13 protein-coding genes are annotated in these 14,389 nt (G+C 66.6%); 9 read left to right on the top strand and 4 right to left on the bottom strand.

From position 1 onward, the window contains the following. The first annotated feature begins 12 nt into the window (after nucleotides 1–12). Complete coding sequence (locus VD997_09855) at nucleotides 13–1,038, top strand: hypothetical protein (GenBank protein ID HYE62290.1); 1,026 nt, start codon at nucleotides 13–15, stop codon at nucleotides 1,036–1,038. Between the two features lie 24 nt (nucleotides 1,039–1,062). Here VD997_09855 and lptB read toward each other — a convergent pair whose 3' ends face one another. The 4 genes from lptB to VD997_09835 all read right to left on the bottom strand — a co-directional run bounded on the left by lptB (nucleotide 1,063) and on the right by VD997_09835 (nucleotide 4,693). Then, nucleotides 1,063–1,830: an LPS export ABC transporter ATP-binding protein gene (gene lptB / locus VD997_09850; protein ID HYE62289.1), complete on the bottom strand. Its 768-nt coding sequence runs from the start codon at nucleotides 1,828–1,830 to the stop codon at nucleotides 1,063–1,065. A 99-nt stretch (nucleotides 1,831–1,929) separates the two neighbouring features. Next, nucleotides 1,930–2,310 carry a DUF4870 domain-containing protein gene (locus tag VD997_09845; GenBank protein ID HYE62288.1) on the bottom strand — a complete coding sequence of 127 codons (381 nt, stop codon included), beginning with the start codon at nucleotides 2,308–2,310 and terminating at the stop codon, nucleotides 1,930–1,932. A gap of 185 nt (nucleotides 2,311–2,495) precedes the next feature. Then, on the bottom strand, nucleotides 2,496–3,617 hold the full coding sequence (locus tag VD997_09840) for an AAA family ATPase (GenBank protein HYE62287.1): 1,122 nt from the start codon (nucleotides 3,615–3,617) through the stop codon (nucleotides 2,496–2,498). Between the two features lie 131 nt (nucleotides 3,618–3,748). After that, nucleotides 3,749–4,693 carry a sigma-70 family RNA polymerase sigma factor gene (locus VD997_09835; protein HYE62286.1) on the bottom strand — a complete coding sequence of 315 codons (945 nt, stop codon included), beginning with the start codon at nucleotides 4,691–4,693 and terminating at the stop codon, nucleotides 3,749–3,751. 346 nt (nucleotides 4,694–5,039) lie between these two features. Here VD997_09835 and VD997_09830 point away from each other — a divergent pair, with 346 nt between their 5' ends. The 8 genes from VD997_09830 (at nucleotide 5,040) to VD997_09795 (ending at nucleotide 14,239) form a co-directional block, all read left to right on the top strand. Then, nucleotides 5,040–5,822: a UvrB/UvrC motif-containing protein gene (locus tag VD997_09830; protein HYE62285.1), complete on the top strand. Its 783-nt coding sequence runs from the start codon at nucleotides 5,040–5,042 to the stop codon at nucleotides 5,820–5,822. A gap of 198 nt (nucleotides 5,823–6,020) precedes the next feature. Continuing rightward, a complete protein-coding gene (gene murC / locus VD997_09825; protein HYE62284.1) occupies nucleotides 6,021–7,544 on the top strand; it encodes a UDP-N-acetylmuramate--L-alanine ligase in 1,524 nt (507 codons plus the stop codon). Nucleotides 7,545–7,708: 164 nt separating this feature from the next. Then, complete coding sequence (gene murB, locus VD997_09820; GenBank protein ID HYE62283.1) at nucleotides 7,709–8,635, top strand: UDP-N-acetylmuramate dehydrogenase; 927 nt, start codon at nucleotides 7,709–7,711, stop codon at nucleotides 8,633–8,635. 37 nt (nucleotides 8,636–8,672) lie between these two features. Further along, the gene (locus VD997_09815; GenBank protein HYE62282.1) at nucleotides 8,673–9,614 is read left to right on the top strand and encodes a D-alanine--D-alanine ligase; all 942 of its coding nucleotides are present in this window, start codon (nucleotides 8,673–8,675) and stop codon (nucleotides 9,612–9,614) included. Nucleotides 9,615–9,668: 54 nt separating this feature from the next. Then, a complete protein-coding gene (locus tag VD997_09810; protein ID HYE62281.1) occupies nucleotides 9,669–10,580 on the top strand; it encodes a hypothetical protein in 912 nt (303 codons plus the stop codon). A gap of 62 nt (nucleotides 10,581–10,642) precedes the next feature. Continuing rightward, nucleotides 10,643–11,488 carry a hypothetical protein gene (locus tag VD997_09805; GenBank protein HYE62280.1) on the top strand — a complete coding sequence of 282 codons (846 nt, stop codon included), beginning with the start codon at nucleotides 10,643–10,645 and terminating at the stop codon, nucleotides 11,486–11,488. A gap of 131 nt (nucleotides 11,489–11,619) precedes the next feature. After that, on the top strand, nucleotides 11,620–12,105 hold the full coding sequence (locus VD997_09800) for a GreA/GreB family elongation factor (GenBank protein HYE62279.1): 486 nt from the start codon (nucleotides 11,620–11,622) through the stop codon (nucleotides 12,103–12,105). 610 nt (nucleotides 12,106–12,715) lie between these two features. Then, on the top strand, nucleotides 12,716–14,239 hold the full coding sequence (locus VD997_09795) for a hypothetical protein (protein ID HYE62278.1): 1,524 nt from the start codon (nucleotides 12,716–12,718) through the stop codon (nucleotides 14,237–14,239). Nucleotides 14,240–14,389: the final 150 nt, after the last annotated feature.

Here is a 14,389-nt window from a genome sequence, read left to right as displayed (position 1 = left end):
AGGATTCGTGTCATGAACCTCCTTGCGGCTGTCGTCCTCACAAGCGGGTTGTGGCATCAGGCACCTGCTGACCCGCGGCACATCACCGTTGATGTGAGAGTTGTGGACGCGAGCGGTACGCCAGTTGCACGGGTACCGCTCATGGCTAAAGTCGATTCGACAAATGCGTTCGCGGAGACCGACGCGGATGGAACCGCCAATTTCAACCTCTTGGCACCCGCGACAGATGTAAAAGTTGATATCGCGACATTGGTAGGGCCGGCGCGAAGGGGCGAGAAGTACAGCGAGTACCGCGAAAGGAAAGCTGCAGGTGCTGCCCTGATCGAGGCTCATACGTTTGAAAAGGCATATGCCACAAGCGTGCCGCAGGGGAGTGAGCGTGGTTCGCTCCGCATCGTTGTTCAGCCCGCGCTCAAGGTTACGTTCAAGGTTGAGGACGCCGGTACTCCTGTACAGCACGGTGGGGTGGTTGGCCGCCAGCTCCCGTTGACAGTGCAAGCCAAGCGGCCGGTCAATGGTTCGTGGACCATCGGCTGCATTAGGCCTAACGAGCGGACGGTGCTGTTTGCACTGTGCGGCAACTCCGCGGCGGTTCCAATCGTGACTCCGCCGATCCAGAAGGACACGAATCTCGGCGTGTTTCAGGTGCCGACTTGGAAAGAGTCCGCTCAAGTTCCCATCACTCTTACCAACTTCACAGGCAAAGGACTCGCTGAAACGCGGCTCCGTGGAATCTCGTTCGTCAAGTCTGATGGTTCTCTTGTACAGTCGTTTCTGGACCTGGTGCCCGGGGATGCGATTGAGGTAACCGGCGATGGCAAATCGCCGAGCCTGCCGGAAGGCACCTTCTACGTTGTGCCCGGAGCCTTCATGGCCACACGGGCGCAGGTTCGACTATTCGAGCGGTGCGCTGCTGGCGAGGACCTGTGTAAGTCGTCTATCCCGAAGGTTGTCGTGAGCGGCGGCAAAGCCGACCACATCACGGTGGATACGCCTGCCGCTGAAGCAGCGATTCTGTCAGAAACTTCGCCGAAGTGAAAACAACGAGTCTGACTCGGGCACTCACCGTGCGGCGCCGACAACTACATCGTCGAACTCGTCGCCACGGAACAGGTTGCCCAGGTAGGCCCGCTTGACGATGGGGTCGTTGATCACGTCGCGCGGCGTGCCCTCCGCGATCTTGCGGCCCTCGAGGATGATGCACGCGCGGTCGCACACGCGCAGCGTCTGCTGCACGTTGTGGTCGGTGATCAGGAACGCGATATTGCGGTCCGCGAGGCGGCGGATCTCGGCCTGGAGGTCCTCGACCGCGATGGGGTCGACGCCGCTGAAGGGCTCGTCGAGGAGGATGAGCTTGGGCTCGGTCACGAGGGCGCGGGCGATCTCGAGCTTGCGGCGCTCGCCGCCCGAGCACGTGCGGGCGGGCTCGTTGGCTTTCTTGAGCAGGCCGAACTGGTCGAGCAGGGCCGCGGCGCGGTGCTTGCGCTCGGCCCGCGGCAGCTTCAGCGTCTCGAGGATCGCGAGCAGGTTCTCCTCGCAGGTGAGGCGGCCGAAGATGCTTGGCTCCTGCGAGAGGTAGCCCATGCCCAGGCGGGCACGCCGGTACATCGGCAGGTCGGTGACGTCCTGGCCATCGAAGAACACGCGGCTGCCGGAGCCCGGGTCAGGGTCGATCATGCCGATGGTCATGCGGAAACTGGTCGTCTTGCCCGCGCCGTTGCGGCCCAGCAGCCCGACCACCTCGGCACGCTCCACCGAGAAGCCCACGTCGTCGACGACGACCCGCCCGTTGTACGTCTTGTGCAGTTTCTGGGTCTGGAGCAGCGGCATCAGGCCCAGAGTTTAGACGGTGGGAAGCGGTGATGCGTCTTGGGGTGTTTGGCCCCTATGCGGGCTGCCGTGTGGTGAATCACCCCGCGCACCGCCAGGCTAATGCAGGAACCGCAGGCACATGGGGTAGCGGAAGTAGCGGCCCTTGCCGGCGGAGAGCGCGCCGAAGATGGCCGCGATGTAGCCGAGCAGGTACAGGCCCACGATCAGCACCTCGCCGATGCAGATGACCGTGAGCAGCAGGGCGATCACTCCGTAAACGAGCATCGACAGGTGAAAATTGACGATCTCGCGCCCGTGGTCGTCCACGAACGGCGACTCCTTGTGCCGCACCCGCCACATGATGAGGGCGGGGATCACCGGGATCCAGAACACCGGCAGGATGAACGCCGTGAGGTGCATGAAGACCGCCCACGTCCGCTCCCACTCCGCGGCGTGCGGGTCGTGCAGGGGGTCGGCTTGTGGGGGGTAGGTCTCCACGCCACTGCTTTCGGTATTCCCCGTCGCGCCTTTCAGGGGCGGGGTACCAAACACGGAGGTACGGAGAGCACTGAGGTGGGAACTGGAATCAAGGGTCAAGAAGGCCGTGGCCTCTCATCCGCCTCCCGTCCTTTCACCAACTCCGCCTCCCTGTACTCCGTGCCTCCGTGTTTGGTCTTCGTCTTTCAGTTCCCGAAGAGGTTCTTCTCACCAAAGTACCCGTTCGCCTCGAAGTACCGCATCGCCTCATCGACGCTCGCGAAGATCTTGGTCGCGGTCTCGGTGATGAAGGGCGAGGGACTCTTCTTGGGCTTCCACACCACGAAGACCTCTTTCGTGTGCTCCCACGCGTGGTGGAGCTCGCGCTCGACGCCGCTTGACAGGCCCGGGATGCCGCCGGGCAGCTCGGGGATGTAGCTCACGATCATGTCCGACTGGTCCACGAGCTTGAAGTCGCGCATGTAGATCTGGCCGTCGATGTCGCCGGCGATGTCCAGCACCTCGCGGATGCGGACCTTGATGGGGGCGGCGGTCTTGGCACCGCCAAAGGTGTGCGGGGCAACCTCCAGGAACTCCTTGCCCTCGCGGGCCGCGGCCATCGACCGCTCCAGCAGGAGCTTCTCGTCCACATCGCCGGGGTCGAAGGTGATGAAGTGCTGGGCGAGGGCGGCGCGGAACGCGTCGATCTCGGCGAGCACGTCGGGCATGTCCACGACGTGCGACATCGGGAAGCTGGGGTACACCTTCCGCATCCCAGGGCGGCAGATGAGGCGGAACAGCTGCTTCACAGTGGGCTGGTGCCGGCCGCGGGAAAGGATGTAGAACTTGGAGCTCGGGATCGCCTTGGACATCAGCTCAGTGGCGAGGATCTCCTCCTCCCGCCACACCATGCAGTCCTTGAGCGTGGCGTCGATCTCATGCTCGTTGTGCAGGCGGTGGTGCACGACCTCGATGTTGTCCACCAGGCAGATGAAGAGGTCCGGGTTGAGCTTGGCGATCTGGTCGTAGTCGAAGGCGGAGAACAGGCCGTGCCGCCAGCGGAAGGTGGCGTGCGTGTTCACCATCAGGTTCTTCTGGTCGCGGCTGTCAGCGATGATGTCCTTGAACGCGGCCCGGCGGAGGGAGTCGAGGCGCGACAGCGGCAGGTCGAGGATGCGGCCGGGGCGCACGTCCCGGGCCTCGCGGTACATCATGTCGCCGACGTGGTAGATGCTGATGGGATCGCCCTGCTCGCCGGCGAAGCGGGCCGCGCCATCGAGGTACGGCTTCTTGTCCATTCCAACCTGGCCGGTGACGATGGCGCGCATGGGGCAACTCCGTGAAGGGGAGGATGATAGGTGCGTAGCGCAGCCCCATAGGACCGAGAGGACTCATAGGACCTATGCGAAAAAGGCCGGCGCAACGCGCCGGCCTTCGTGTATCACTGTTGTCGCGCGGCTCAGTTCGCCGCCGCGTCGCCCTTGCGGTGCGCGGCCTCGACCAGGGCCTCGAGCTCCGGGTCGATGCGGCGGAAGAAGCGGCTGGGCTTTTCGTCGCTCAGGCGGGCGTTGAGCTTGGTGAGGCCCTCATCCACGATCTGGCGGACGCGCTCGCGGCTGATGCCGATCTCGTCGGCGATCTGCTTGAGGGTGAGGGGCTCGCAACCGTCGAGGCCGAACCGCATGCGGAGCACCGCGGCCTCGCGCTCGTCAATGGACTCGAGGAGCTTCTTGAGGAGGGTGAGCTCCTCATGGTGGAACATGCGCTCGTCGGGCGTGCCGTGGCGCGTGTCGGCCACGAGTTCGGACAGGTTGATGAGGTCGCCGTTGTCGTCCTTGGCGGTGCTGCCGCCGGACTGGAAGGCGCGGATGGAGCGGCGGATGATGCGGACCTTCTTGAGGGGCAGGTCCATCGCCTTGGCGAGGTCCTGAAGGCTGGGCGGGGCGCCGAGCTCGGCCTCGAGGCGGCGGTACGCGATCTTCCACTTCGCGATCAGCTCCACCATGTAGGCGGGGATGTGCACCGGCTGCGTGGCGTTCATCAGCGCCCGCTTGATCGCCTGCTTGATCCACCAAGAGGCGTAGGTGGAGAAGCGGGCGCCCTGCGCGGGGTCGAAGCCCTCGACGGCGCGGAGCAGGCCGATGTTGCCCTCTTCGATCAGGTCGGTGAGGGACAGGCCGCGGTTCACGTAGTTCTTGGCGATCGACACGACGAGCCGCAGGTTGGAGCGGATCATGCGCTCGCGGGAGGCGGCGCAGTTGTCGTTGATGATCTTCCAGCCAAGCTCGCGCTCCTCCTCGGCGGTCAACAGCGTGTAGCGGTTGATTTCCTTGAGGTAGAGCGACAGGTCCGATTGGACAGACCGGCTCCCTGTGGTTGTCTTGTCAGCGGAAACTCGACTCACGTCTCCCACCCTTCCCGGCGTAGATTCGCCGTACTGCCCCGGTCGGAACTCCGGTTCTGCACACAAACGCAGGGGCACGCAGGCCCAGGCAGCAAGCCACTATCCGTATGACCCCGTCCTAGGGTTTCATCGACTCTGGGGCCTAAGGGCTGAAGGATCTCTCTCGCGCACCTCTCCCCAGTATGAACATGTGCCGGTTTGCGCGAAATGCAAGGCACACTCGGAATTTTTTGCTCGTCGACGAACTTTTCTGCGCCACCCCCCTCCAGCACCCTTCCGGCCCGTCCGAACGTATATTTTGAGTGTCGCCAAGCTGGCAGGATGAAGTATTGGCAGGCGGCAACCCATGAGCCAGGACATCTCTAAACTCTTGCAGGAATGGGCTTTCCAGCCCGGGCAAATCAACGCACGCATGATCGTGGGGGACGACGGCGAGCCCCGCGTGCAGGTCCGCCTGGACCTCGGCATCATCCAAATGTTCGCCGACGGGCGTCCGGACGGCGAACGTCCGTTCGGGTACCCCAGCCTCCTGGAGTACTTCGAGGCGCAGCTCGAGGGCGAGGATGAGCCCGATTATTCGGGGGCTGAGAGCAAGCCCGATAAGCAGAATCTGACGTCCGACGACTGCCGGGCCCTGCGGGAGGAGGCCGCGCAGTTCTACCAGCGGTACCTCGCCCTGCTCGTTCTGGAGGACTTTGACCGCGTGGTACGCGACACCACCCGCAACCTGCGGGTGCTGGACCTGTGCGCCAAGCACGCCTCCACCGAGGAGGACCGCACCATCCTGGAGCAGTTCCGCCCCTACATCACCATGATGCGGGCAAGGGCCCTTGCCAGCCAGGCGATGAAGGACAACGAGCCCAAGGCCGCGATCCACGCCCTGGATGAGGGGCTGGAGGCCCTCCGATCCTACTTCAACGATTCGGGCAAGCCGCAGATGTTCGACCAGAGCAGCGAGGTTGAACTGCTCCGCGGCATGCGCGACGCCCTGGTTCCCAAGCTGCCCATCTCCCAGAAGACCGAGCTCCGCCAGCGGCTGGCCAAGGCCATCGAGCAGGAGAACTACGAGCTCGCGGCCATCCTGCGGGATGAACTCAAGCAGCTGAAAGACACGCCGGCGCAGGGGTGACTTGCTCTGCGCTGATCTGCTGCAGCTCCTCCGCCCCATACGGGGCGGCTTGAGATCGCCCGAGCGAACCATGGGTTCAGCGACGCGAAGCCGCGTCGCTGCACCCGTGGCAACGCTCCAACGCCCCCTTCGGGGCGGAGACAGAGAGCAACCTGTGTTTTGGGCCGGCGGTTGCCCGCCATCCGATAGCTTTGGGCGATGAGCCCCACTCCCAACTCCCCCGTCCATTCCGGCGTGCAAGCGAGCGAGTCCGAGGTGTTTTCCGCCCTTGAGGGGCGGTCGGTGTACCTCGTGGGCATCGGCGGGTGCGGGATGTCCGGGCTGGCCCGGATGATGCGTAGCCGCGGCGCGGCGGTGAGCGGGAGCGACAAGGAACAGAGCGAGACGACCGACGCGCTGGTGGCCGAGGGTGTGGCGGTCGGGTTTGACCAGAGCCGGGCGTGGATCCCCGAGCAGTGCGACGTGCTGGTGGCGACCGCGGCCGTGCGGCCCGACCACCCGCAGCTGCTGGAGGCGCAGCGGCGCGGCGTGCCGGTGTACCTGTACGCGGAGGCGTTGGGCCGCTCGATGGTGGGGCGGACGGGGGTGGCCATTGCCGGGACGCACGGCAAGAGCACGACCACTGCCATGCTGGGCTGTGCCGCGACGGACGCGGGGCTGGACCCGACGGTGATCGTGGGGGCGACGAGTGCGCAGCTCTCGACGGGGGCGCTGGCGGACATCGGGCAGCCCACCGGGTTCCGGCTGGGCGCGAACGCGATCCCGCGTGGGGGCATGGCGGGGAAGCCGGGCATCCTGGTGGCTGAGGCGTGCGAGTTCAACCGTTCGTTCCACAACTTCCGCCCGACGATCGCGAGCATCTCGTCGGTGGAGGCTGATCACCTGGACATCTACGGCTCGCTCGACGCGGTGGTGGAGGCCTTCCGCGACTTCGCGAAGCTGGTGCCGGCGAAGAGCGCGGGCGGCAGGCTGCTGATCGCTCATGACGGCGCCCACCGGCGCGAGGTGACCGCCGGCTTGGACTGCGAGGTCGAGACCATCGGCTTCTCGCCCGAGGCGAACTGGGTCGTGAGCTACGACCCCGGGACGCGGAAGGTGACGGTGTCGCACGAGCGCGAGGTCGTGGCTACGTGGACGAACCTGCTTCCCGGGGCGCACAACGCCGTGAACGCGGCCACCGCCTTCGTGCTCGGATCGTGGCTGGGCGGTGACGCCGCGACGCTCGCGAAGAGCCTGGGCGCGTTCCGCGGGATCGATCGGCGGATGCAGTTCCTGGGCGAGCGGCCCATGCCCAGCGGCGGCGTCGTCCGCGTGTACGACGACTACGGCCACCACCCCACCGAGATCGACTGCACGCTGCGGGCTCTGCGCGAGAGCGAGCGCCCGCAGGACCGCGGCGGGCGACTCGTGTGCGTCTTCCAGCCACACCAGCACAGCCGCACGCGACACCTGATGGAGGAGTTCGCCAGCAGCTTCTCGCAGGCGGATGTGGTCATCGTGCCGCAGATCTACTTCGTGCGCGACAGCCAGGAGGAGAAGCAGAAGGTCACGGCCGGCGACCTCGTTGACCGCCTTCGCAGCAAGGGCGTGCGGGCGATGCACCTGTACCCCTTCGAGGCGATCGTCGAGCAGCTCGAGAATGTCTGCCGCGGCGGCGACCTGCTGGTGGTGATGGGGGCGGGGCCGGTGTGGCAGGTGGCGCGGGGGTTCCTGAAGGCGTGAGGCAGAAAACTAAACACGGAGGCACGGAGTACACGGAGAAGGAAGGCAGAGTTGGGATGGGAAGGGAGAAGATGACGGGAGGATGTTGAAGCTGGACCTGTTTTTTTCGTCCCACCATCCTCTCCGTGCTCTCCGTGCCTCCGTGTTTGGTATGAAGGATTGAGATGACCGCAGTCGCGACTGAACCGGTGATCCAGGCGAACGCCCCCATTCCGACGTGGTTTGGGATCGGCGGTGGCGCGGAGCGGTTCTGTGTGCCGCGTTCGGTGGAGGAACTGCGGCGGTGCGTGGAGATTGATCCGCGTCTGCGGGTGCTCGGCGATGGGGCCAACCTGCTGGTTGATGACGATGGCGTGTCGGAACTGGTGGTTGAGCTCGCTGCGACCGGGTTCACGAAGATCGAGATGGATGTGAAGACCGGGCGCGTGTACGCGGGGGCGGGCGCGGATCTGGCCAAGCTGGTGACCGAGTCGGTGCGGCAGGGTTTGTCGGGGCTCGAGGGCCTTGGCGGGATCCCGGCGACCGTGGGCGGGGCCGTGATGATGAATGCGGGCGGGGCGTTCGGGGAGATCGGGCCATCGATCGTGCGGGTGTTCGCCGTGGACCGCGTCGGGCGCGAGCGGGTGCTGGAGAACGGGCGCGACGTCCGCTTCACGTATCGCCACTCGGGGTTGCAGGGGCTGATCATTACCGGGGCCGAGCTCATGCTGCCGCCCGGCGACGCCGCGGCCCTGCGGACGAAGCTCAAGGATGTCATGGCGTACAAGAAGACCAGCCAGCCGATGGCGGAGAACTCCGCGGGCTGCTGCTTCAAGAACCCGACGCTGGGCGAGGATGTGAAGGAGCTCGGCGAGGTGGGGGCGAAAGGCCGGCGTGTGTCCGCCGGGCTGCTCATCGACCGCGCCGGGTGCAAAGGCATGCGCGTGGGCGGGGCAAGTGTCTCGATGCGGCACGGCAACTTCGTCGTGACCGACGCGGGGGCGAAGGCCCGTGACGTGATCGAGCTGATGGGGCAGATGGTCGCTCGGGTGCGCGACGCGTTCGGCGTCACGATCGAGCCTGAGGTGGTGGTGTGGTCCAGACATCAATAGGAGAACGCACCGAGATGAAGACATCTCGGTGGCACGTATGGATGTTCTTGTTCTAGGCGGCGGCCCCGATTCCGAGCGGCAGGTGAGCTTGTGGAGCTCGCAGGGCGTGGCCGATGCGCTCAAGGGTCTGGGCACGTACCGCGTGCGCTACGAGGTCATCGGCCGCCTCACCCAGGCCGAGCTGAGTGGTCTGCCTGGCGACGTGATCTTCCCCGTCCTCCACGGCGGCTGGGGCGAGGGCGGCGGTCTCCAGGACCTGCTGGAGCGCGACGGGCGGGCATACGTGGGCTGCCGCCCGCAGGCGGCACGCCTCGCGATGGACAAGCTGGCGACCAAGGCCGCGGCGTGGCGCGTGGACGTCCGCACGCAGGAGGCCGCGGTATTTAACGCGGCGGACGAGGGCTGCCCGTTCGAGGCGCCCGTGGTCGTCAAGCCCGTGCACGAGGGCTCGAGCGTGGGGGTGCACTTTGTCCGCTCCCCGGGGGAGTGGGCGGGCGTGCGCGAGCGGGTCATGAGCGAGCAGCGGGAGCACCCCGGGCGGGTGCACATGATCGAGCGGGCCGTGCTCGGCGGGCGCGAGCTCACCGTCGGCATGCTTGATGGCAAGGTGCTCGCTCCCATCGAGATCATCCCCAAGGTCGCGTTCTACGACTTCGAGGCCAAGTACACCAGCGACGACACGAAGTACGTGGTTGAGCCTGAGCTGCCCGCAGGGGTGAAGCAGGCGATCCAGGGCGCGGCCAAGCAGATGTGGGACGCCCTGGGCGCCCGCCACCTCGCCCGCGTCGACTTCCTGCTCGACAAACAGGGCACGCCGTGGCTGCTGGAGGTCAATACCATGCCGGGTTTCACCGGCCACTCGCTGATGCCGATGGCGGCCAAGCACGCGGGCCTGTCCTACGCGGACCTCGCGGCGAAACTGGTGGAGCTGGCGGTCAGGGATCATCAGCATCCCGCGGCACGGAAGGCCGCGGTTTAGACCGGCAAACAGCCACCGAGATGAAGACATCTCGGTGGCACGTCAGGGACGACTATGGCGAAGAACGACGCGAACTCCGGGTTTCAGTGGCGGCAGTTCATCACGTACGTCTGCTCCTTCAGCATCATCATCCTGATCGGCGGGCTGTTCGTCGCCGTGGCGGTGGGGCTGCGCCCGCTGGAGCAGCGGGCGGCGCAGACCGTGAGCCTCAACGGCGTGAAGCCCGAGATCGCCTGGCCCATGAACGCGGTGACGCCCGATGGCAAGCCGTCAACATGGCTGCCCAAGTCCAACCAGGAGGAGATCGAGCAGCTCGTGATCGACGCCCTGGGCGACACGCGTCAGGAGGCCTTCAGCCCCGAGCCGCTCGCGCGCGTCGCCGACGCGCTCAAGGCCTCCGGCTGGTTCGACGGTACGCCCAGCGTGACGCGCGGGCGGGGCGGCAAGGTCAACATCACCGGCAAGTGGCGCGTCCCCGGCGTGTTCGTGCGCTACAAGGGGGATGACTACCTCGTCTCGTGGGACGGCAAGCGGCTCCCGCCGGTTCGGAAGGCGGGGCTTGAGCGCAACTTCCGGGTGGTCATGAACCCCGCCGTGGCGCCCCCCGCGTACGCCGACGGCACGCCCGACTACGGCACCGCGTGGCCCGGGGAGGACATCGTCGCCAGCATCGAGCTGATCGAGCTGATGCAGGAGAAGGCGTGGTACCACCAGGTCGCGGGCGTTGACGCCTCGGAGTACTCGGCCAAGGGCCGCCTGACGCTGGTCACGCCCGAGGGCACGCGCGTCGTGTGGGGCGGGCGGCCGACCAAGCCGCTGGTCGGCGAGGTGTCCACGCCCCAGAAGCTGGCGCACCTTTCCCAGATCATGCACGACTACAAGCGGATCGACGCGGGCTACCCGCTCATCTACGTGAACGCGGCCAACCTCCAGTTTGATATCTCCGCGACGGCGATTCAGCCGTGAGTGGGGAGGGGGCGGGGAGTGGGGGAGACCCGCCGCGTGAGGGTGAGCCTCAGCCTGCTCCGGTGTCGCCGCCAATCCGGGACTTCGCCCAGAGCGGCTCAGTCCCGGCGTCGCATGAGGGCGGCTCAGTCCCGGCGTCGCAAGGAAACCCTGATTACACCCATGCGCCGCGCGACCGCTGGGCCCACCGGCGCGGCGAGCCGCGCACGTTCGCTGCGGCGTGGATCATGTTCCTCTTCGGCGCGACCGTCGTGTCCGTGGGTGCAGTGGGGGCCCTGGGGCTGCTGAGCGCCGACGTCTACCGCCCCGCCGCGCGCCTGATGGTCGCCCTCGCGGCCGCGGGCGTGTGCGTGCTGTGGCCGATGGTGCGGTTGTCCCAGGAGTTGCCCCGCGAAGGGACCCGCGTGCGCGCGGTGGTGCAGGACCTCATCGTGCTGCTGGGGCCGGTGCAGGCGGTGCTGTGGCCGCAGGCGTTCACGTGGATGGCGGGCTGGCCGTGGCGCGTGGTGCTGTGCCTGGACCTGCTGATCGCGGGGTGGGCGGTGCTGATGGGCGGGCTGCTGGCGACGTACATGGTGCGCCCGCGCCTCTCGCGCTGGGGGATGATGGCGATGCTCGTGCTGCTGGTGGTCCTGGGGCCGGTGATCGCCGCGCTCTCCGCGCCGACAAACCCCGCTGACCCCAGCCGCGCCCGACCGCTGGTGGAGTGGCTCATGACCAGCCCGCTCACCGGCGTTTACGAGATCACGCGGGACCGCTCGTGGACCGGACAGACCGCAGCGATCGATGCACGCCACTGGGCCGGCGTTGTCCTCGCTTGGGCCGGCGGACTGCTCACCTGGGGCGCGGCCTTGATCGCGGGCCGTGGCGCAGTGAAGGGCGGCCGCACACCGGGTGAACCCGGCTGAGTGGCACGGACCGGCGTTGTGGCCTAGATTGTGGGGACGCCCCGGGGCCTTCTTCCAGAAAGGACGCCCCGGGGGTTTCTTTCTGTACCGACCCAACCGCGGGCGGCCAACGGCCCGCAGAGGAACGCGCGATGGAACTGGTGACCAAGGCCGAACGAGAGCAGATCGAGGCCCGCCTGGCGGCCCTTGTGAACAACCGCGCCGTCCTCTCCACCCGCATCGCCGAGGCCCGCGCCCTGGGCGACCTCAAGGAGAACGGCGACTACCACGCCGCCCGCGAGCAGCAGGGCATCGAAGAGTCGGAAATCCGCCGCCTCCAGGAACGGCTGTCGAACATGAGCGTCATCGACGAGAAGATGGCCAAGGCGGTCGAGGGCGTGGTGTTCATCGGCTCCACCGTGCGTCTCCAGGAAATGACCGACGAGAGCACCCCCAAGGGCAAGAAGGAGACCATCAAGCTGGTGGGCGACTTCTCGGGGACCGAGAACGACGAGTACGACGAGGTCACCGCCACCAGCCCGATGGGCGAGGCCCTGCTCAAGACCCGCGTGGGCGACATCGTCCGCTACAACGCCCCGCGGGGCGTGAAGATGTACAAGGTCGTTGAGATCCTCTGAGCGCCGAGGCGCGCGACAGGCGCGATAACCACCGCCCTGCTGCCCTGGTCCGCGAATAACGCCGCTGCCGCCGCGCAGCGCGGGTTGTTGCCGCCGACACGATGGAAAATGGCCCCGACGAGCCCCGCGTTGGGGCCACAACGCAACTTTTCAGGGCTGATTTACCCCGCGTCGGGGCTGACTTGTTCCGCGTTGGCCGGAAAAGTCCCGCGTCGGGGCCAACGGGCTCCGCGTTGGGCGGAAATGCTCCCCGTTGGCTCGGAAATTCCGCATTACCGACCCAAGTCAGCGGATCGGGCTGCGCTCACAAACTTTGAGCGATCCCCTAAGCGTGGTCGCGGGTTGAGAAAAAAACCCAGACACTCAGGTACGCATCCTGCAGGCTCTAACGAGTTCATCCGTCGACACTTACCGCCGGGTTTCTCCAGAGGCCGTGCAACTAATCTTCCAATTTGCTGACCCCGCTGCACCAGCAGTACAGATGAAAGCTGTATAAAGAAAGCCCAAGCGGCTGAGCCCCGCCCCTAACCCCGCTTCCACCACTTCCAATCTGCTCTGCGACGCACAAACGTGCGTGCGACTGTGTGCACCTGCATTTGGAGGGCGGAGCGTGATCAAACAGTTCAGCTTCTTTGGCGCGGCCGTTGCGATGTCGGCGGTTGCGATGGCCGGCGATGGGCCGACGCAGGTGGCCGACTTTGCGGCGATGCATCAGTATCAGGAGGCCGCGCGCATCAAGGCGCTTGCCGCCGCCGGCGACCACGCCGCCGCGGTCGTTCAGAAGAATGTCGACGATCGAGCGACTCGCACGGTGCTATGGACGAGTGATGACCGCGGTGCGACGTCAGCAATCCACGACTACTCACAAACCAAGCGCACCGCCGACTACCACCCCGCTCGGATCGAGTCGTGCCTGGGGATCAGCAGCGCGGGCGTGCTGTCCATGAGCATCGAGCTCTCGCCGGTGCCGGGTGCGAACCGGCAGTTCAGCTACATGCGGCGCTTCTTCGACTCGATGTGGTTCGGCGCTCCTGACCTGGTTGGGCCTGTCCACATCGAGGGCGAGCCCATGCCCACGGGGCTGTCTGCCACTCGCCGCTGGCGTTTCCTCAGCCGGCCCGGCATCACCAAAACCGGCACGCCCTACTGGCTCGGCGGCGAGGCCGATCAGCAGCGCGGGGCCGCCGTCAACCGCGGCGTCTTCATGGGGATGACGCCAACCCGCATCCTCGCCGGCGGCGACACCGTTGAGCCCGACGCGGCCGTCATCGGCGCCTCCGCGTCGATCGAAGCGTTCTCGGTCTCACCGCTGGGTTCGCAGATCCTCGCCGTGGTGGCGGTCGACCGCGGGTACGCGGGCGCGGGGGAGTGGCGGGTGATCAACCGCAACCTCGCGGCCCCGGAGAACTCACCCGACAACAACCACACGCTCATCAGCCAGAGCGGCACCTGGAACGGCTATCCGGTCCGCCGCTTCTACCTGCCGGCCGCGGGCGAGGTGCCCGGGTGCAACCACCCGCAGCGCTGGGCCGTGGCCGCTGATGTGATCGACTCCGAGGATCAGGACTCGCTGGTCATTGTCAACAACCAGCTGGCGTTCCGTGAAGGAGCGACCGTCGGCGGCCTGGTGCTGTCAGGGTCCCCCATGGTGCTCAAGCTCAACCTCACCAACGACCTGCTGATGGTCTGGGGCGCCCGCGAGCCCGGCGCCAGCGTGGTGACCCTTGCGGCGTTCCTCAACGGCGCCCCCATCCTCAAGGTCAACGACACCGTCGACACCGACGGCGACGGCACGCCGGAAGGCGACAAGGTCGTCACCTACATCGCCCCCGTGGCCGCGATCAGCGAGATGGCGAGCGCCGACGGCAAGCTCTCGGTCTACATCTCCGTGCACATCAACGGTGTGCCCGCCATCGTCCGCCTCCGCGCCCCCGGCACTCCGCCGGGCGGGACCTCCGACTTCAACGGCGATGGCGACTCCGGCACCGACCAGGACATCGAGGCGTTCTTCGCCTGCATCGGCGGCACCTGTTGCCCCACCTGTGGGTCGGCCGACTTCAACGCCGACGGCGATGTTGCAACCGACGGCGACATCGAGGCGTTCTTCCGTGTGCTGAGCGGCGGCAGCTGCTGATATTGCGATCGACTCAGGACCACCCACCAATGATCAAGCATTCCACCCTCGCCGCCATCGCCGCGGCCTGCGCACTCCCGCTCGCCGCCTCGGCGATGCTGCTGCCCAGCAACTGCCCCGAGCCCTTCGACCTCAACCTCGACGGCATTT

This window comes from Phycisphaerales bacterium, from assembly GCA_035627955.1.
GTDB lineage: Bacteria > Planctomycetota > Phycisphaerae > Phycisphaerales > UBA1924 > JAEYTB01.
This window is presented reverse-complemented; position numbering and strand designations above follow the sequence as displayed.